General features: G+C 40.0%; 21 protein-coding genes. 5 read left to right on the plus strand and 16 right to left on the minus strand.

Annotated features, from left to right (window positions below; translation table 11 throughout):
• Positions 1-3: 3 nt before the first annotated feature.
• From HSM_RS08705 to HSM_RS08720, 4 genes are all read left to right on the plus strand, one after another.
• A complete protein-coding gene (locus tag HSM_RS08705; RefSeq protein ID WP_012340816.1) occupies positions 4-2,016 on the plus strand; it encodes an integrating conjugative element protein in 2,013 nt (670 codons plus the stop codon).
• Positions 2,017-2,036: 20 nt separating this feature from the next.
• Positions 2,037-2,465, plus strand: a complete 429-nt coding sequence (locus HSM_RS08710) for a hypothetical protein (RefSeq protein WP_012340817.1) — start codon at positions 2,037-2,039, stop codon at positions 2,463-2,465.
• A 215-nt stretch (positions 2,466-2,680) separates the two neighbouring features.
• Positions 2,681-3,151 (plus strand): type III toxin-antitoxin system TenpIN family toxin, encoded by a 471-nt coding sequence (gene tenpIN / locus HSM_RS08715; RefSeq protein WP_012340818.1) that lies wholly within the window; start codon positions 2,681-2,683, stop codon positions 3,149-3,151.
• Between the two features lie 20 nt (positions 3,152-3,171).
• Positions 3,172-3,513, plus strand: coding sequence for a hypothetical protein (locus HSM_RS08720; protein WP_012340819.1), 342 nt, complete (start codon positions 3,172-3,174; stop codon positions 3,511-3,513).
• A 45-nt stretch (positions 3,514-3,558) separates the two neighbouring features.
• Here HSM_RS08720 and HSM_RS08725 read toward each other — a convergent pair whose 3' ends face one another.
• From HSM_RS08725 to HSM_RS08780, 12 genes are read right to left on the minus strand one after another with little or no spacing between them, the layout of a single operon-like run.
• Complete coding sequence (locus tag HSM_RS08725; RefSeq protein ID WP_012340820.1) at positions 3,559-5,031, minus strand: conjugal transfer protein TraG N-terminal domain-containing protein; 1,473 nt, start codon at positions 5,029-5,031, stop codon at positions 3,559-3,561.
• A gap of 10 nt (positions 5,032-5,041) precedes the next feature.
• Positions 5,042-5,359 carry a hypothetical protein gene (locus HSM_RS08730; protein WP_012340821.1) on the minus strand — a complete coding sequence of 106 codons (318 nt, stop codon included), beginning with the start codon at positions 5,357-5,359 and terminating at the stop codon, positions 5,042-5,044.
• Positions 5,349-5,777, minus strand: a complete 429-nt coding sequence (locus tag HSM_RS08735) for a hypothetical protein (RefSeq protein WP_012340822.1) — start codon at positions 5,775-5,777, stop codon at positions 5,349-5,351. Before HSM_RS08735 ends, HSM_RS08730 begins: the two co-directional genes overlap by 11 nt.
• On the minus strand, positions 5,777-8,614 hold the full coding sequence (locus HSM_RS08740) for a conjugative transfer ATPase (RefSeq protein WP_012340823.1): 2,838 nt from the start codon (positions 8,612-8,614) through the stop codon (positions 5,777-5,779). Before HSM_RS08740 ends, HSM_RS08735 begins: the two co-directional genes overlap by 1 nt.
• A gap of 2 nt (positions 8,615-8,616) precedes the next feature.
• Positions 8,617-9,015, minus strand: coding sequence for a TIGR03751 family conjugal transfer lipoprotein (locus tag HSM_RS08745; RefSeq protein WP_012340824.1), 399 nt, complete (start codon positions 9,013-9,015; stop codon positions 8,617-8,619).
• Positions 9,016-9,027: 12 nt separating this feature from the next.
• Positions 9,028-10,482: a TIGR03752 family integrating conjugative element protein gene (locus HSM_RS08750; protein WP_012340826.1), complete on the minus strand. Its 1,455-nt coding sequence runs from the start codon at positions 10,480-10,482 to the stop codon at positions 9,028-9,030.
• A gap of 11 nt (positions 10,483-10,493) precedes the next feature.
• Positions 10,494-11,378 (minus strand): TIGR03749 family integrating conjugative element protein, encoded by an 885-nt coding sequence (locus HSM_RS08755; RefSeq protein WP_012340827.1) that lies wholly within the window; start codon positions 11,376-11,378, stop codon positions 10,494-10,496.
• Entirely contained in the window at positions 11,378-12,022 is a 645-nt protein-coding gene (locus HSM_RS08760; RefSeq protein WP_012340828.1) for a PFL_4703 family integrating conjugative element protein, read from the minus strand. Before HSM_RS08760 ends, HSM_RS08755 begins: the two co-directional genes overlap by 1 nt.
• A gap of 3 nt (positions 12,023-12,025) precedes the next feature.
• Positions 12,026-12,391 carry a TIGR03750 family conjugal transfer protein gene (locus HSM_RS08765; RefSeq protein ID WP_012340829.1) on the minus strand — a complete coding sequence of 122 codons (366 nt, stop codon included), beginning with the start codon at positions 12,389-12,391 and terminating at the stop codon, positions 12,026-12,028.
• Positions 12,392-12,413: 22 nt separating this feature from the next.
• Positions 12,414-12,803, minus strand: coding sequence for a DUF2976 domain-containing protein (locus tag HSM_RS08770; RefSeq protein WP_006248894.1), 390 nt, complete (start codon positions 12,801-12,803; stop codon positions 12,414-12,416).
• A 14-nt stretch (positions 12,804-12,817) separates the two neighbouring features.
• A complete protein-coding gene (locus HSM_RS08775) occupies positions 12,818-13,051 on the minus strand; it encodes a DUF3262 family protein (protein ID WP_014325829.1) in 234 nt (77 codons plus the stop codon).
• Positions 13,051-13,377: an integrative conjugative element protein, RAQPRD family gene (locus HSM_RS08780; RefSeq protein WP_006248892.1), complete on the minus strand. Its 327-nt coding sequence runs from the start codon at positions 13,375-13,377 to the stop codon at positions 13,051-13,053. Before HSM_RS08780 ends, HSM_RS08775 begins: the two co-directional genes overlap by 1 nt.
• Positions 13,378-13,575: 198 nt before the next feature.
• Between HSM_RS08780 and HSM_RS08785 the strand changes: the two genes are divergently transcribed.
• Positions 13,576-13,947, plus strand: a complete 372-nt coding sequence (locus HSM_RS08785; protein ID WP_021265447.1) for a hypothetical protein — start codon at positions 13,576-13,578, stop codon at positions 13,945-13,947.
• Positions 13,948-13,978: 31 nt separating this feature from the next.
• Here HSM_RS08785 and HSM_RS08790 read toward each other — a convergent pair whose 3' ends face one another.
• From HSM_RS08790 to HSM_RS08805, 4 genes are read right to left on the minus strand one after another with little or no spacing between them, the layout of a single operon-like run.
• Positions 13,979-14,674, minus strand: coding sequence for a TIGR03747 family integrating conjugative element membrane protein (locus HSM_RS08790; RefSeq protein WP_012340831.1), 696 nt, complete (start codon positions 14,672-14,674; stop codon positions 13,979-13,981).
• Complete coding sequence (locus HSM_RS08795; RefSeq protein ID WP_006248889.1) at positions 14,671-15,024, minus strand: hypothetical protein; 354 nt, start codon at positions 15,022-15,024, stop codon at positions 14,671-14,673. Before HSM_RS08795 ends, HSM_RS08790 begins: the two co-directional genes overlap by 4 nt.
• A complete protein-coding gene (gene traD, locus HSM_RS08800) occupies positions 15,017-17,218 on the minus strand; it encodes a type IV conjugative transfer system coupling protein TraD (RefSeq protein WP_012340833.1) in 2,202 nt (733 codons plus the stop codon). The genes HSM_RS08795 and traD overlap by 8 nt, the downstream gene beginning before the upstream one ends.
• Entirely contained in the window at positions 17,218-17,724 is a 507-nt protein-coding gene (locus tag HSM_RS08805) for an integrating conjugative element protein (protein WP_012340834.1), read from the minus strand. Before HSM_RS08805 ends, traD begins: the two co-directional genes overlap by 1 nt.
• Between the last annotated feature and the right edge of the window lie 2 nt (positions 17,725-17,726).

The raw sequence follows: 17,726 nt of genomic DNA on the forward strand, positions 1-17,726 counted from the left end.
ATAATGAAATCTCACTTTAACTTCAAAAAATCCCACTTACGGATCACGACAGCATTATTATCAAGTGTATCAGGACTATCTTATGCCGATTCGATTACGGATAAACTGGAATTTAGTAAGTCGGATTCGATTATTTCAGACCGTGTTTTTTACCAAATCGGCGGTGGAATGGGTTATATGGCTCCACCTAGTCGTGGTAATACCAAAGTTGTTGATTTAGGAATTGGTTGGAAAGCGAATTTAACCTGTGGTAATTTTGATATTAAAACGACCATTAAAAATGATTTAAACGGTCTCAAAGACGGCTTTAAAGATTTAATGGGGAATGTCATTGATTCAGCGAAAGGTGCGGTTGCAAGTATGCCTGCAATGGTATTGCAACGGGCCAACCCTCAACTCTACGATTTACTCACAAATGGTATGTACCAAGGTAAGCTGGATTTCAACCGTCTTAAAACCAGTTGTGAAGAAATGTCCAAAGTTTTAGCAGATCATACACTGGGAGGAAAATGGGGGCAAGCAGCTGATTTAGAAAGCTATAAGCAAATTACCTCCTCTCAACCTGATGCAAAACAAGCTCAAAAAGACCTGGAAGATAAAAAAGGGAAAGATGGGCGAGTTTGGATAGGAGGTCAGAAAAAAGGTGGGGAAAACCAAGAAGCTATCAATGTTGTTGGCGATGTTGTCAAAGCTGGGTTTAATTTACTGAACAAACGTAATGCCTTAGATACCAGTACAATTTCAGGTTCAAGCTGTGATGGGAATCTTTGCCAAACTTGGGATAATCCACAAACAGCAGCCGATTTTTTAACTAAGATTATTGGTGAACAATCTATTTCGACTTGTAAAGAGGATTGTGGCACTAAAACCAGCTCAAAAGCCGGTGTAGGCTTGAGTCCGGAAATTGAGGAAGAACATGTTCGTACTATTGTCAAATTAGAGAATGTACTGAATATGGATGTGCCTAAGGCTGAATTGTTAGCTGATTTGAGTTCAACTACTGTACCAGTAACAAGAGGGCTTATTGAGAGTCTTCGAGATGATCCTGATGTTGAGGTATTAAGCCAACGCTTATCTGCAGAAATTGCGACTAGTAAGATAATGGAAAAAATGCTCCTGGCTCGGCGAGCAGTCTTAGCTGGTATGCGTGAGCCAAATGTCGCTCAAAATGCGGATGCACAAGTAGAACTGGAAAGAGTACTCAATATTATTGACCGTGAAATTTCCCAAGTAAAACTAGAAATGGATATGCAAAAAATGATCACCGGCAATACGGCTTCGGTGATTTTGCAAAGCAAATCCGAACGAGAAGCTCTTGCTGGTGCTCATAGTTTATCTCAAGACAGTCTGGATAAACGTGTTCAAGGACTTGAAAACGGTAATGTTGCATTAACTGATTTAGAGGCAGGCTCTAATATTAACCTCTCTCGTAGAAATATTGCATTGAGTATCCCGAATATTCCGAATGTAGCTGCTCTCATACCTAATCTGCCAAATCGAGGTGGTTCAGGTGTAGGTGGAAATTTCCCATCACTCGCACAAATCAGCGGTTCAACGATGGATCAAGCAACAGGATTACTACGTAATTTTGAAGGCTTTATCTCTAAGGCTCAATGGGATGTAAATGCTCATCGAGTAGGATATGGTTCCGATACAATTACCCGAGCTGATGGTACGATCGTAAAAGTAACCAAAGATACGGTCATTACCAAAGAAGATGCAGAGCGTGATTTGGCCCGCCGAACAGCTATCTTCGCAAATAATGTGAGAAAAGAGCTTGGAGATTCAAATTGGAATGCGTTACCGCCGAACGCTCAAGCTGTTTTAGTGTCTTATGCATATAATTATGGTTCACTTGCTAAAACAAAAAGCGTACTTGATGCAGCCAGAAGATCAGCTCAAAGTGGTGATATGAATGCTTTAGCTACTGCAATCAGAAATCGCCAAGTTGATAATAATGGCATCAATGCACGTCGCCGGAATCAGGAAGCTGACTATATTCTCGGTAAAAATTAACCTCATAAGGAGTTACATTTATGCGTAAATTATTAGGTATTACTGTACTTACACTTTGTACAACTTCAGCATTTGCAACGGATAAAAATGTGGTATTTTCTTGTACCAGCACAGAAGGTAAACCTCTCACAGTTAAACGGGTAGGAAATGATTACGAGTATTCGTATGATAAAACTATCTTCAAAAACCCAATCAAAAAAGCGGTGACCAACGATGGCTCAATTATCGCTAGAGGATCAGGTTTTACCACGTATGCATTAGAACTGAAAAATGATGGTTTGAAGTATGTAGTTGGGTTTGTTCAACCAAATGGTAACTCAAAAGAGTTTATTGAGCCTGGAGCAACGATTAGCCGTGATAATGATCAACCAAGCATTGGCTCTGTAGATTGTGATCCTTACAAAAAAATCTATTATAAGTTTGATGTTCATTTAATGAATACCTTGTAATGCGATAATTCAATAATATGGGGGAATGGCTTGATTTTTCATCCCCCATACTCTATTATATAGATGTGGTGCTAGAGCCAGCCCACGTTAAAAAATACAAAGCTCGGTAGATGAACTATTGTGGTGCCAGAGCCGGCCCACGTTAAAAAATACAAAGCTCGGTAGATGAGGCCCCTTAAGTCGTAAGATTTAAGGGGTTTTGCTTAGGATATAAAATGGATATTACAACACAAAATATTGAACTTAGATACTTATCTGAGCAGTTTTACCTTGATGTCGCTCCACATCTGAAAGAAATTTTGCTTAAAGAGACTCGCCCATACTGTGTTCTATTAGTTAGAGTTAAAAATTTAGATTTTGCCCTACCATTGCGTTCTAATTTACCTGAAAGAGAAGGAGTTGGAATTAAAACGATACCTAATCCTCAGGAATACGGCAAATTTAAAGGAATTGATTTCTCAAAAGCCATTCTACTGACAGATAAAAGCTATTTAAAAACAGATACCGTTCAGCTCAAAAACAAATCAGAATTGTTGAATATCCAAGGTAATGAGCGTAGAATTGTTCGTGAATTTAAGAAATATGTGAGTGAATATATCACTGCACATAAAAACGGTTATAAATTAGATCATAAATTTGAATATACAACTTTAATTAATTATCATACTGAGCTGAAAATCAGCTAATTAGAATAATTGGAGGAGCTATGAAATTTATCGATTTCGGAAAGCAGCTCGCTAACCCAGTTAAATTTATCAAACAGAATACTGCATTTTTACCTAAGCCTATTCAACAAGTGGTCGTTTTTGCGGTAATTTTTGCAGGATTGCCTCTATTTATCTTGGGTTTCTTTATTCTCAGAATATGGGCTTATAAGCATATTTCTTTGTATAGTGAATATAAAGATATGGCTAATTCAGAAATATCGTCTAAAGATACAGATTTAAAATCACTTTTTTCTGATGATGAAGAACAAGAAGATGATGAATATCAATATGGGTATGATGGACCAGGTATATATCTAGGTAATTACCGTGTTGATGAGTAAAAGTAAATAGAGTGGTATATACCACTCTATTATTCAGTTGTTAGATTATTTCCCTATCTTGGAACCCGCTGTTTTAGAGTCTCTAGAACCAGTAGTTAAATGACTTGCAAACTCTCCCATTTTTACTCCTACCCAAGACATACTGCCTAGCCAAATCGCTGGTAAGACCAAGAACATAGAACCCATCACAAAATTCACAATAATATCGTCTTGTGTATTTTCAAGGAAATAAGGGTTTATTCTGCTATGTGTGCCTGAATCATAGAGGACCGACAGCAACCAAGAGTCAAGCCATCTAGCTAGTTCCCACCAAAATGTGAGTGTAACTAATGCGAAATTCACAAAAGTTAGCGTAACCAATGTTTTTAACGAATAACCACTCATAACCATAATTAAAGGCGTGAGAATAATCAATGCCATTAATGCAAATGAATGCACCATCGGTAATGCTTGCCGCATCGAATCAAAAGCAGGGAATGCTCCGATACTGCCTAATGACAGACCAAACATTGAAGCTGTTTTAGTCACTTCATTTGTAAATGATCTGTCTAAATTTCCCCCATACCCGGGATAAACTTTCCCTCTCGAAATATCCATATTCTCAGCTCGTAATACGGTACGAAGTATGGATTCATCGGAATTTTCTTTACTGCTGAAAAAATCAATCACTTTTGCAGAGAAGTTCTGTTTTACATCATCTAATAAACGATCTTTTAAACCATTATTCGCCGTATCCCACCACTCTGCACAATTTGGAAAACCACCCTCTCCATTATTCGGCAATCCATTATCCCGAGAAGCATTATAGGGAAATAGACTATGAGGTTGTTGGGCTCGATAACGGGGATAAAGCTCGCTATTTGCAATCAAAATACGGCCACCTAACCAGCTAGTCTCACGAACCTGTGCTGGGCTCAATGAAAGTTGGCTATTTTGAATTTTCTGACGTGCCGGTACATAGCATTGTTGTACAAATAAGCGAACCTCTGTCAATAATGCTGGATTATTGATTTTCTCGTGTTGAACTTCAAAACGAACTTGACGTAAATCCGGTTTGCAGGGAATTGAAGCTGTTAAGGCGTGTGTTACCCCTTTGTTGATTTGATGAAATAATCCCCACCAGATAGGGACTCTCGCTTGTTGATCACCCAATTCAGAGTTCATTTGGTTATAACCACTATCCTCTGGTGCAGTTGGAACACGATAACCACAGGCTTTAGAACGTTCTACATTCAACTCAATATTATTCAGGTTGATCGGTATCATTGGAGCTAAGACCAATACAACGACAAACATCGCCGGGTAAAATTTGAGGCTGAGCCAAGTAATAAGTAAATCCCCTTTATTACCTTCGTCCTCACCTTGTTTTTTGACTTCCATCCACGTACTGATTAAGACAAAAATGAGAGGCAGAACAAACAACCCTGTTTGAACCAATACAGCGAAAATATTGTTGTTGATGATCCAAGCCAGTAAGGTAAGAAAGTATTCTAAGTAACTATCTACGGTAAAGGTCATCTCATCCTCCTTAAAGTAGATACAGTAAATTAAGTCCCTCAATAATTGGGATGACAGATAAAATCATTAACCTGGCTTTTAATGGCATTTGCCCTTTTCGATTAAGTTGTACCATCAATAGCCAAATAGCTACATATAAAACAAATCGCCATCCCAACCAGGCATAGCGGGTTTCATAGAACCACGCTTGAAAATTTGTGGAAGGAAAATAGGTCATTGCCAACCAGCCAACAACGAGTAGTAATAAAATAATACCGATGATCATCAAGGTTATTTTTAATACAGTAATAACCCTTGTCATTTTAGGCTTTGTTGTATCAGACTTCATTATTATCTATTACCTCGTTATACACAGAGTTATCCGCAATTGATGTGGATAAGGGTAAAAGATTACTTTTCAAACCGAGATACTGAGTAAGGAATGCCGAAAACCAATAAGCATCCACATGATCAGCTATTTCAATAATTAAACGAGCTGACCATTCACTGTTATTGGAAGTTGGTAGCAAAGAACGCCCCGTCACATTAAGTAATAAGTGAACAGAACCCTGCTCACCAGAAAGTTCGATAGCCCAGTGATTTTGCACGACACGATGAGGGAATAAGGTAATCTGTTTCCCAACGCCGATGAGTTGGCGAATTTGTTCACAAAATCCAAGCAATTGAGTTTCTACCGCTGGAGATACAACTCCTAATGAGGATTTTTGTGGGCCTGCATTAAATAAACGGTAATGTTGTTTATTCATTAGTGTATTCCTCTTGCTTTATCAATCCGAGCTGCAACCTCTAAAGCTGCATCGAGTTCGGTATAGCCGTGCTGCATCATCAGTTGCTTACGTTCTGCTTTTTCATGTTTTTCAGTCATTCCTAAAGCTAAAAATAAGCTAGGCGGTACAACTCGGAATAGAGCTTCCATATTCGTTGCTAATACCACGCCCTCGGTATATTTACGATCTGATTTTTTGGCAGATAACAACATCGTTTTCTGGGCCTCTGACAGTTTCCGGAAACGATTGATTTCATCAATTTCACTGGCAGACACATTCAACAATTCCCACCATTCGACCATTGAGAGTAATTTCGCCGCTTCATTCGGGAAGTCATCCATATTTTGAGTAGCAAGCCATAGCCAAATCCCTAGTTTACGCCACATTTTTGAGCCTTTAACTAGGAATTTAGCTAATAATGGGTTGGCCGTGATAATGTGTGATTCATCTGTTACATTCAGAATCATCCGATCACTGTGTTGGTATTTTTCACCAAGACTGTTGATATGGTTAATGAGTGAAATATAGGAAATGGCCAACTCTGCTTCATAGCCTTCCCGGGCAAACATAGCTAAATCAACTAAGGTTAGATCAGCCTCCGGCCAAATTGCCCCCTCTCGATTAAAAAATTGCCCATTTACACCGGTACAAAACATTTCTAATGATTCTGCCATTTCTGCTAAACGGGTACGCCGTTCTTCACGAGTATGCTCATCATGACTTAATGCTTCCAAAGCATTTTTAATATCTTCAGTCAGCGTTTGTCTGCCTTCAGATTTGGTTTGGCGAGCTGCATTTAAAATGGCACGACGAATAGCAGCACGATCAGCACGGCTCATTTTTTCATCTTCTTTCTTTTCACCTCCGGTGATCATCAAACGTGCCGTCAGCTCCATTTCGGCCAATAAATCTCGTTGCATATCACCTTCATCATCAGTGTCATCGTTATCCTCAATGTCTTCCGGCACATCTTCCGGGTTTAATTCCATATCCAATAGACGATGTGCTTCTGAAAAGAGTGGTAAGACAATGCCGCTGTTTGGAGCTAACGTAATGCGATTTACAGTCAGTCCGAAACGTTCTGCATAGTCCGCTAATAAACCAAATGAATTTCCTGCCTCAACAACAAAAGTCCGTGGGCGATAAACGGCCATAGCCTGACATAATTGCCCACATAACGTAGCTGATTTTCCCGAACCGGTTGGACCTAATAATAGCTTGTGAGCATTTTTGGTTCTGTCTTTACGGTTAAATGGGTCGAAATTAAATGGTGCTCCTCCTCGATTAAAGTAAGTGATCCCCGGATTCCCAGTCCCGGTATCTCGGCCAAAGATAGGTAATAAGTTTGCCAAATGTTGTACAAAATAGTACTTCGTGTAGTAATGTGATTTGGCATCCATCTGCGGATTAAAATTCATTGGTAGCCAACGCAAATAGCTGTTAAGTGGGGCAATTTCTGCATTTTCCTTCACGGGTTCTAGGTTGTTACTGAGCAGAATCGTTCTCAACTGGCGAGAACGGGTACGTAGCTCCTTTTCATCCTTACCTCGAACGTAAAATGCAATAGCTGCTTGATAGAGTTTATGCCCCTCTTTAAGATAAGACTGTACAGTTTGACAGTCTTCTTTTAGGTATTTCGACTCAAAATTTTCACCTACCGCTCGACTACTAATTTTTTCTAAATGTGCCTCCAACTTATCCTGTGGATGGATGACGATGGTAATTGCCATAATGGTTGATTCCGGCAACAAGTCAAATAATGCATTGATATTACGCCCACGAGTAATCTCGCCAGTCATCAACCCCACTTCCGGTTGTTTCCTCAAATTATTGACTACAACAACTTCGTGCGGTTGGTCATCAAAATACCAATAGTTGCCTTCATTTTTCGGTTGAGAATAAAATAAATCTTCACTGAAATCGTTAAACGCTAATTCTGGAAGCCCGTCATTTGAGGTTTGTTTACCAAAGAGATGGTAGCAATCATTGTTGCTTAACCCCTCAAAATTAATAGAAGGATTGGGATTAAACCAACGTAACAGCCATTGACGAAATTGTTCGCCATCCAGTCGCTGCAATTGTAATCCAGCAGTTGTTAGAGCTCCATTTATGCGAGAACAAGCATTGTTCAGCTGCTCGACAATCAGATTTTCATTAGTGTCATTGGATTTATCAACATACCGATAGATCACCATTTTGGTACTACGTATACGACCAGACCAAGCTGTATTTGTCACTCGCTCATCAATAAAAAGCCCCTCTGGTTTACCGATATCCTTGAAATGCTTGGCTTGTACCCGTAACCATTCTTCGCTAAATGCACTATTTTTAGCGATAGGCGAGATATAATTTCGTAGCTGTTCAATATAAGGCTGTAAATCATCGCTGTCTTGGCAATAAAATTGAACAACGTACGGATTTACATCCAATTCATCAAAGCTGTCTTGCAAGGCATCTTTGACAAGATTACGTATCCGACTTAAAAATTCAATACTACGGCCAGCAGTACCAATCGGCTTAATATCAAATACTGCCCCAACACTACGGGCATCATCAAGGAGTATCACACCGTGCTCATTCAAATATTCTCCCCAAGGTAGATGATCGATAAAGGAGGGCTCTTGTGAGTATAACCGACGGTGATGCTGTGACTGGGTGAGTTTTCCACTGCGTTTTAATTGTTGAACCTCGTTATTTACCTCACTCATTTTATTTTGAATGATGTCAGACTCACCGGTATTTTCATTTGGTTCACTTGATATAACCCCTGCTTTAGTCGGTTTGAAAGAGGAAAATACCTCACTTAAAAAAGACATGATTAAAGCCCTCTTGTTCTATCACCCGGCTGAGCATATTGAACTCGTCCATAGAAAGGTAGTACTGTAGAATATCCTGGAATACTGAGAGGCTCTCCGGAACGAGTTTGATGTGGGTACACATACATAATCAGATCCGGATTAGGTAAACGAGGGAACAAGTTATTAATTTCATTTTCTGCCGTACGGGTATAGGCTCGTTGCTCACTATTAGGAATATAATCGACAGGGTCAAGTGTTCGCCCTTGTTGTGAACGGTATAAGTGTAGATCGTTATTACTCGCTCCTTTATCCCAAATATCCCGCATCGTACTGCCGTTAGTAGGTAATAATTCTTCTGTTGATGTTGTGCAACCTGTTATCAATAAGGCACTTATCATTATGCAAAATAAATGTTTCATCGTTTGTTCCTTCTAATCCAGTTGTGAATTCGTTGATTTTGAGCCATATTTCACTTTACGACCTTGGGCGTTGTAATCGATTTCAATCTCTTTCTCGATATGAATAGAGACACGATGACCCGGTGGCACATATACAGCATCAAAGTTTTCAGCAAAACGTTTTCTAAACCAGTCAGCAGATTCTTTTAAGCCGCCTCCGATAGCTTGTCCTAAGATGAACTTACCCTGATCGCCGGTAACAGCTCCAACAACACTACTTCCATCAACAACAGTGGTTGTTTGTGACTGTGAGAATCCTTGGGCAGCAGCACTTGCAGCAGCCAAAAAGAAATTCGTTCCCAAATATTCTGGGGCATTGGTTTTCCGCTCTCCTGGAACACAAGGGATACCCGAACTATCTGATAACCAGCCAATCTCTTCGCCATTCCCTTTATTAGAGGTACTCACAATACGTCCATCATTGAACACAAAAGTCATACTTTTTACACTGCCTCTAACACAGGATAGTGTCCAGTCGCCAGTAGCAGTACCTGATACAATTGCTCCGTCTACATCAGGTAATTCAATACCATTAGCAATGAGATTTTCTCGACCAATAAGTACTTTGAACGGATAAGCATCCGATACTCGATTATCAATCGGGATACGTCCGATGAGTCCCGTCATTGCAACTGAATCAAGGAATGTTGAATTACTTGGTATGGTATATACTGATGTCATCTGGTTTTTACCACGTGCGTTTCCAGCCGTTCCTTGTGAGCTTGTCACAGTATCTGTTTCCGGGAAAAACGGCAGACCTTTCTTTTCGTTATTTCCTGCAGATTGTCCTCCATTAAAATCTTTCGGAAAGCCAAATTTAGTTGCTACTGTATTGCCTGACACAGGTTTTCCACTTGCATCCAAACTAATCTGATCGCTTGGTTCTACCCAATACATTCCACTGGTATCCACGTTGGACATAGTTGCACCACCGATAGGTAATTTATCTCCTGCTGTTCCAAATCCTTTATTCGGTACCGTATTAGGCTGAGCCTCTACCTGAGGGGTAGACTCTTGTGTTGTTGGTTTGTTATTAACGAGAGTCGCCATATCAAATAATTGCATTTTCAAATCTGCAATCTGCTCTTGCAGTTTTCGGGTTTCATTATTTACCGCATCATTGATACGACCATTCACTAAATCTTCTTTCTGTTTGAGTTGGCGATTTTCATCAATTAACTCATCCATACGACGCTCATTGGATTTAACGGTTGTCACAAGGGTACGCAGCGTATCAATCGGCGTATCACCTTGAATACCCATTGTTCTGACTTGTTCAGGTGTTAAATCTTTAATGGAAATATCTAAAATTTCCTGTTGTGTCGGTTGTGGAACTGACTCACTACGTCCAAATAAGGCATAGACAATTCCACCGACTAAGATAAATACAATGCCCAGTATGACAAATAAGGCTTTATTCGCTTTCATTGCCTTTCCTCCTACTTCGCCGATTGAGCCGGTTTAGTTTCAACTTTTGTTGTTCTTTTCACTTTTTTACTGACTAGTTTGACTGGACGGGTTTCCGGAATTAATGCGTTATTAGCATAGCCTTCGGTCACTAAATACAGGGTTGTGGTATCTTCATTTTCTCCGTACCCCCCAAGCCAATTATGCTGGAAAGTCGCTGCATAAAATTGTCCTTGAAGCTCTCGAGGGTCAAGCGTAATTTGAGTGTTACCCTTATTTTGCAAACGAATAGCGGTAACTACATATTCGTCTAACTGCCAGCTAATTAAAGGTGTTGCTTCTATTGAATAAGCCGGTAGCAGCTTGGTAATTTTTTTAGGTAGACGATGTGCCACACGACGCACACCATCTAAAGGTTCAACTGTACGTAGTGGAGCATAAAGTGATTGTGCTGCATAACGGGTCAATGCGGCAGGTACTGGAAGCTGAGGACGGCTATTCGCAATAGGCAGATCAGAGCTTTCATCATCTCTATTGCTTGAAAAAGATTGTTTTTCTACCGTACCGTCAAAAACCACTCGAATTGCCTCTTCAGGATTAGCGACTTTCGAAGCTGCTGTTAAATCAAATAGAAAAATTTCACCGGTTGTAACATCACGGAATTCTATGCGAGTGGAGGGAAATGTTTCTAATGCTTTTAAATAGACGGCTCCACCGGTAGATTGAATTCGTAGCTTACCGTCCAGTTCTGCCGGATAACCAACCTTGACATTTTTATCGACAAAAATAATTCGTTCTTTTTCCACTTGTAACGCAACAGGAAGTGGTTTTCTTTCCCATTTCATCAATACATCAGCCAAGCTACTCCCAGAGAAGCCTATAAGCAAAGAGACGAGCAAAATTGGTAGACGTTTCATTATTTTTTCTCCTCTGTTTTTGGCTCAACACCTTCTAAGAGTTTTGGAATGGAGTGATAGCAATTAAACCCTAATCCCCAAGGGTTTTGAGCAGAATCGACATCCATTCTCACAATACTGATAGGAAAACGAATATAAACTCGTTTTACCGGCTGTCCTTGGAAATGTTCATCCACACTTAAATCAAGATTGACAGCCCAACTATCTTCACTGAATATGGTAACTTTATCTTCACTATATCCTCTACCGGTAATTTCATACACCATACGGGTTCGGCTGCGTAGTTCATTGTTACGCAGACGATCTTTATAATCTTGTCGTAAAAATGCTTCACAGTGTGGTGTTAAAAATGGTTTGAGGGTGGTGATATTTTTCTCATAATCCTCTTCGCCATTTGTCATCCACCGATTCATTTGCTGGAAAATTTGATAGGAGAATGCATAAATTGTTGGTTTAGGAATTTCCCACCAAGCTCGTTGGCTCCCAGCACGCAGATCTGGTGGGTTGTATATCGTAAGGCGACTTGGGAAAGTATAGATTACGCCTGCCAGTACCAAAATAATAATGAAAAACAGGAAGGCAAAAATTCGAGTCGTTTTGATATGTTTATCTTTTTCGTGTAATTGGCTTTTTAACTGGCTCATTTGTTATTTCCTTCTATATCGGCGAATAGACCAAAACCCTTCTCGTTTTATAAACTTATGACCGTTAAAGAGGTCATCCATTTTCTTTTCAACTAATCTATTTAAATAAGCCTCTGGTTTTCCTCGTTTAACCGCAGCGACAATACCTTTTCCGATTAAGACAGTTGCGATGCAGAGCAACATTGCCATTGCCGGAATAAGAAGCCAAAAATCAGTTAATATCCACAAGAAGAGACCAACAATCAGACCTAACATAAATCCTAATCCGGCAGATATGCCGAACTCACTAACTGTCATCCCACCGTAAACGGTAGCTTCACGATTAAGGCGGGTGGGAAGAAAAGGAATGGTTGTATCTTGTTCTGACATATTGGTCTCCTAGACATTTTAATTAGAAGAGTCCGACTGCAAGTTTGACTAACCACAAGCAGAAGAAAATCACAATAAAGCCGATAATTAAGGCGAGAATAAAGTGTCCCCAACCTTTTTTACCATTTTCAGATGTAGCTTCGTTATAGATGCCAATCAATGCTTTAACAACTGTCAAAATGGCTACGGCTGCTAAAATAACAGCTCCGAGAGTGACAAGACCTTTCAGAACAATCCAAATAATTTCCATTGGATCTTTGGTATTACTATCCACGCCTGGAATTTGGAAGTCTGGGATTTTGGAAGCATCAGGACCGGCTGCAAATGCATTTTGGAGGGAACCCCAGAAGAAGAGCATTACAGCCAAATAACGACTATGCAGATGTTTCGTAAGAGATTTAATGCGGTTCATAATAGACCTCGAATCTAATAGATAAAGAAATAAGTAACACAAGCTAACAGTGCCACTCCTTTGAGAAATAAAACTAAAAGTGAAAAAGGACTTTTATCTCTAAATGAAAATCCCTTATAACCACTATTCAATGCCCAAGCGACGGCTAAGAGCAGTAATGAAAGAAAAATAATGGCGATCATGATTTTCAATCTAAAAGGGTCGATACCGCTGGCAACAGAAAACGCATTCGCAGGGGAGTAAGACATCACTGCCCCCGTAATTTGCTATAATCATCACTTAATGTACGTAGTACATTCGGATCACGAGGTAATGCTCGGCTTGGATTGATATATTGTTGAATTCCTTTTTTGACGGTTTCAATATCACTGTGAATAGCAGAATAGTTAAAGTATTCTCGTGTTTTAGGCGAGGCTTTAGCTACTTTTTCTGCTCGTTGAAGTGATAATTTTGCCGCTTCCAGTTGCTTAATTGCCTGGGCTAATTGCTCTTGTTCTGTTGAAGCAAGTGCTGGCAAGCAAGATAAGGTAACAAGGACAACAATACCTTTCCTTAAAGATGTTGAAATAGACATAGTGCACCTCTATTTTTAGTTTTACTTCAGGTTAAGAGTGCCAAAAGCGATCCTAAAATTTAATGGAAAACTCTGTTACCGTTCAGAAGAGAAATTGCACAAAATAGTAAATGGTGAGAAAGATATTATTCTATGTTTAAGCTAGTCAATTAAGTAGTATCAACACCGAAATCTTCACGCTTTACGATGAGATACCAGATGAGATATCTAGCACTGTTCCTTGTAGTTTTCCCATATGTTGCCCATTCTCTTCCTTCAGCACAGAAAGTGGGGAATATTTGCCATGCAGAAAATGCTCAATATAATTACGGAGGTCTTTGGGAATTAAGTTTAAGAGGAAAGTTAATCTGTAATTATTGGCAATTTCTAGGCGATGATGAGCGAAAAAAGATAGAGTTACAATTGGATGAGTACGGGGAATTTCCTATTTGGAATACCTCTGAACAAATTTCTGAACAAATCATTGAAGATGATGAATATCCACAATATTGGGAAGTCGAAGACTGGGAGGATTCTGATTGGGATACTGAGTCAGAAAATGAAGATACAGAGGCAACAACAGAAGAATAAGCCCCCGCATATTGCTAAGGGCTTATGAAATTTACAAGAATTTCTTGAAACTCGCCGCAGTTATACAGATGGATAAACCAAACAAACAGGCTGCTGGGACTAAAATGATGTTCGGATGAATTGAAAACGGGATAGATAAATAAAGCACCCAAGCTGTGACCATCATTGGCATAATATAACGTCTAGCGTGATGGTATAGGTAGGCTGATTCCCGCCCGGCACCAAATTTTCGTATATCTCGTAATGACAGTCCTTCGGTTAAACCGGAAAGTGCAGTCAATAAAAAGAGTGGGCTGGTAAAAACAATAATAATGAGGCGAATAATAAAGGTGATCACCACATAAATAACAGATTCAATATAGGCTCTGCCGTAGTGATGTACCCACTGTTCCATACTACCATTACCCGGTGAAGTTAACCACTCCTTAACACCCGTATAAACGAATAACCAGTTATACACGTTTTCAATAATTGATGTTGCAAAAGCAGTAGAAGACTTGGCAAACAGGCTTTGAGAAAAGTCATCCGATAGCCATTGCATCTCATTGAGCATCATCGTTTGGCTATGCAAATGCCCTTCTTGCGGCCACCAGAAAGCAATGCCTATCCACTCTAAAATAATGCTGAATATGAGAGATACTGCAATTGCAGCAAGCGACATATTTATTTTTCCAAAAATCAGGTTGATTAAACCTGATTTTCGGCGAGCTTTAGTTTCTTCACTCATTGCAAACTATCCTCTCTATCGAGCTGGCACTGGACAAGGATATAGCCGGAAGGATTATTATCAAAAGCAAGATAAAAAGCGAAAATATCTTTGGATTTATCCGAGTGACGCATAGATACTTCATCGGCAGACCATAACGAAAGCCCTTGATCTGCGAATTTTTCGGCAAACTGATGGAAGGAATAACCTTGTTCAAACCATTCAATAAAATAGGATTGACTATGAATCAGGAGTTCTTCTGCATTATCTAAGCCACAGGAAGCTGAAAACTCCCCATTAAAATTACGGTATTTATTTGGTAAATCTAATAGATTGGTTCTTTTTTCCTCTCTCATTTTGGCACTACTCATCATTTTCCTCTTCATCAATATCGTAAGGTTCATCTATGCCGAAATTATCTACTTGATGGTCTATCTGTGTTTTATATTGAGGCTCCGACATCGCTTCAAATGCTTCTGCAATGTCTCGGGACGGCGTATATTCTGTAAATGCCGGTTGCCACCAATTTTCAACAACGTGATAGTTTTTACGCATATAATCTGTCAGCTCTCGTAAAGATTGAGGCATCATATCATCTTTATCGACAGCAGGTAACGGCATTCGAATTTTCCATAATTTACTACCGTCCATTAAAGCGAATGCTTGTCCTTTTGGTAAATTGGTAATGTTGGCCGGAACCAACATAGGAACGGTACTTTCGCTGATACGCTGTCCGGTATTGGAGCTAAACGCCTTATCATCGTCAGGATTACTGGAGTCAGTTGTACTGGACGTGACCGTGCTACGTTTAATCGTCACTTCGTGTAACTGTTTTGTGAGTAATTCTGCCGTAGCCGGTTCTTTTACCCTCAGCATATAGAGTGTATTGAAGTTACCTAAGGTTTGTCCCGCTTTCGGTTTACTGCCGATACGAGCTTCAATGTCGGAGAGTGTTTGTGTATAAGCAGTTACTTGTATTCCAGCACCACCGCCTTTGTTGATGAGAGGGATAAATTCATCACCCATCAATTCATTAAATTCATCACAATGAAGATTAATTTTCACTGGTTTGGATTTTTCTTTGAATGCTCCCGGTAATCCGTCATTTGTCCCAAATTTATATAAATGACCTGCCATTGAGACTAAGTCAGCAAACATACTGTTTCCTACAGCGGCCGCAACTGTCGCATCAGAGAGAGCATCTAAACCAATATAAACGATTCCTCGTTTACGAATAATGGATTCCCAGTCAAAAATCGGACGTTCATCCAAAATATCAGCATAATCCGGGGATAACAGCTCAGAAATTTTCCCTGTCGTTAATTTTTCCAATAACGGCAACAATGAGGCAACAATTTTATCGAAATAGGTACGGTCATAGCGTACAGCACTGGCAAGTCCTTGTAGAATTGGGTCAAAGACTGCACTTTCAGCAATGTACTTGTTGATCACAAAAATCAGCGGACGGTCTTTCATTCCGAAAGGAAGTGCTTTTTCATCCAGTCCAGCGGCGATGGTTGCTAAATTTTCCCAAATTTTTGGATCGGTTTTACGAATGAATTTTTCCGCATAATCAAGGAATAATGAATCAATATTTTGTACAAACTGGGAAATTTGAACATAGTTTGGGCGATTTCCCAATTCAACTAATGCACGTGCGACGATATTGACAAATCGCCAAGCGAACTCTTTAAATGCCGCCGAGTTACCCGCTCCACTTAGCTGTCCTGAAATACGCCCAGCGACTTCCGAAATACGATTAAAGCGTCCTACTGGGTTATAACGGGCAGAAATTTCGGGATAACCTAGATGGAAAACATAAAACTCATCTTCTCGCCCCGCTCGTTTTGCCTCCGCATACATTCGTTTGAGCATATCGGCATCGCCTTTCGGATCAAAGAAGACTACCACTTCACGCTCATCAGCAGTTTTACCTCGGTGGATATCCTGGGTAACAAAGACCTCAGCTAAACGAGTTTTACCGACACGTGTTGTACCGAATACTACCGTATGCCCAACCCGAGAGCTAACGGATTGAACGACATCAACCTCATCCGGCTCAATTCCATGGATAGCAGGAATACCCTCAACAGGTGGCAGAGGTCTAACCAGATTCCACCGGCTATCCTTTGAGGTAAGATGTGTTAGCCAATTTTCGTGTCGTTTTTCATACTCACGAGCCATTTTAAATAGCTTAGAAGGCTCCAGATATTTTGAACCGTTATCCGAAAAACAATCGTGTAACCGTTGAGTGTGAATAGGTTTCCATTCAAATCCCTTACCGACAAACAGATACTTATTACTGACCGGAATTTGCTTGCTTGTCATTGAATAATTAGGCAAACGTTTCAGGTTGCGATGGTAACGCACAATTTGCCAACCTTGTTTTGCCCGATAAAAGCTCAATGCTCCAAAACCAGCTGCAATACTGTAACCGATACTTGGATGGAGTGCCAAAGACCAAGGAGCTGCAGCACTGACAAAGGCACAAGAAGCGTGAACCGCTGCCGGAAAAAATTCAACAGGAGGTCGTAACCACGCCTCTAAGGTATGTTTAGCAGACATTATTGTGAAACTCCGCTTTCAGTGATTAAGACAGGGTAATGTGCAATACCAATTCGCTCTGCAAGGTCATCTCCGGGAGTTGGTAATATTCTCAGTTCCGGTACAATGTCTCGTAATTGATTAAGTTCGGAGAGTGTTTGTACATTCACTACAAGCCCTGTTGCATTCAACGTGATCAACTTCTCTCGATTTTGTTGTAACCACTGAGCTGAGGTATTATCTGCTCCAATTAAGAAAATGGCTTGCATTCCGGTTAAATCAAATGGTTTTTCTTTAATAGTCCCGGGAGATAGTTTATGGGAAACAATGGGTAAAATATCAGCCTCACTCACTGAGGCTGAAATGGAATTCGGATAGTTTGGTGCATTTTCATCGTGTTCCGGTTGCAAAGATTCATAAAAACGTACCGCACTTTCACCACCGAAATCAGCAATCACGGTTAAATCAGCCCAAGAGAAATGGGACACATATAAACTAAACAATAATACTTTTACCTTGTTTTGCATTT

It is taken from the genome of Histophilus somni 2336, assembly GCF_000019405.1.
Classification (GTDB): domain Bacteria; phylum Pseudomonadota; class Gammaproteobacteria; order Enterobacterales; family Pasteurellaceae; genus Histophilus; species Histophilus somni.

Excerpts from the sequence above, each read along its gene's own strand:
- HSM_RS08705 (WP_012340816.1), top strand. The coding sequence starts at position 4 with ATGAAATCTCACTTTAACTTCAAAAAATCCCACTTACGGATCACGACA.
- HSM_RS08710 (WP_012340817.1), top strand. The coding sequence starts at position 2,037 with ATGCGTAAATTATTAGGTATTACTGTACTTACACTTTGTACAACTTCA.
- tenpIN (WP_012340818.1), top strand. The coding sequence starts at position 2,681 with ATGGATATTACAACACAAAATATTGAACTTAGATACTTATCTGAGCAG.
- HSM_RS08720 (WP_012340819.1), top strand. The coding sequence starts at position 3,172 with ATGAAATTTATCGATTTCGGAAAGCAGCTCGCTAACCCAGTTAAATTT.
- HSM_RS08725 (WP_012340820.1), bottom strand. The coding sequence starts at position 5,031 with ATGACCTTTACCGTAGATAGTTACTTAGAATACTTTCTTACCTTACTG.
- HSM_RS08730 (WP_012340821.1), bottom strand. The coding sequence starts at position 5,359 with ATGAAGTCTGATACAACAAAGCCTAAAATGACAAGGGTTATTACTGTA.
- HSM_RS08735 (WP_012340822.1), bottom strand. The coding sequence starts at position 5,777 with ATGAATAAACAACATTACCGTTTATTTAATGCAGGCCCACAAAAATCC.
- HSM_RS08740 (WP_012340823.1), bottom strand. The coding sequence starts at position 8,614 with ATGTCTTTTTTAAGTGAGGTATTTTCCTCTTTCAAACCGACTAAAGCA.
- HSM_RS08745 (WP_012340824.1), bottom strand. The coding sequence starts at position 9,015 with ATGAAACATTTATTTTGCATAATGATAAGTGCCTTATTGATAACAGGT.
- HSM_RS08750 (WP_012340826.1), bottom strand. The coding sequence starts at position 10,482 with ATGAAAGCGAATAAAGCCTTATTTGTCATACTGGGCATTGTATTTATC.
- HSM_RS08755 (WP_012340827.1), bottom strand. The coding sequence starts at position 11,378 with ATGAAACGTCTACCAATTTTGCTCGTCTCTTTGCTTATAGGCTTCTCT.
- HSM_RS08760 (WP_012340828.1), bottom strand. The coding sequence starts at position 12,022 with ATGAGCCAGTTAAAAAGCCAATTACACGAAAAAGATAAACATATCAAA.
- HSM_RS08765 (WP_012340829.1), bottom strand. The coding sequence starts at position 12,391 with ATGTCAGAACAAGATACAACCATTCCTTTTCTTCCCACCCGCCTTAAT.
- HSM_RS08770 (WP_006248894.1), bottom strand. The coding sequence starts at position 12,803 with ATGAACCGCATTAAATCTCTTACGAAACATCTGCATAGTCGTTATTTG.
- HSM_RS08775 (WP_014325829.1), bottom strand. The coding sequence starts at position 13,051 with ATGTCTTACTCCCCTGCGAATGCGTTTTCTGTTGCCAGCGGTATCGAC.
- HSM_RS08780 (WP_006248892.1), bottom strand. The coding sequence starts at position 13,377 with ATGTCTATTTCAACATCTTTAAGGAAAGGTATTGTTGTCCTTGTTACC.
- HSM_RS08785 (WP_021265447.1), top strand. The coding sequence starts at position 13,576 with ATGAGATATCTAGCACTGTTCCTTGTAGTTTTCCCATATGTTGCCCAT.
- HSM_RS08790 (WP_012340831.1), bottom strand. The coding sequence starts at position 14,674 with ATGAGTGAAGAAACTAAAGCTCGCCGAAAATCAGGTTTAATCAACCTG.
- HSM_RS08795 (WP_006248889.1), bottom strand. The coding sequence starts at position 15,024 with ATGAGTAGTGCCAAAATGAGAGAGGAAAAAAGAACCAATCTATTAGAT.
- traD (WP_012340833.1), bottom strand. The coding sequence starts at position 17,218 with ATGTCTGCTAAACATACCTTAGAGGCGTGGTTACGACCTCCTGTTGAA.
- HSM_RS08805 (WP_012340834.1), bottom strand. The coding sequence starts at position 17,724 with ATGCAAAACAAGGTAAAAGTATTATTGTTTAGTTTATATGTGTCCCAT.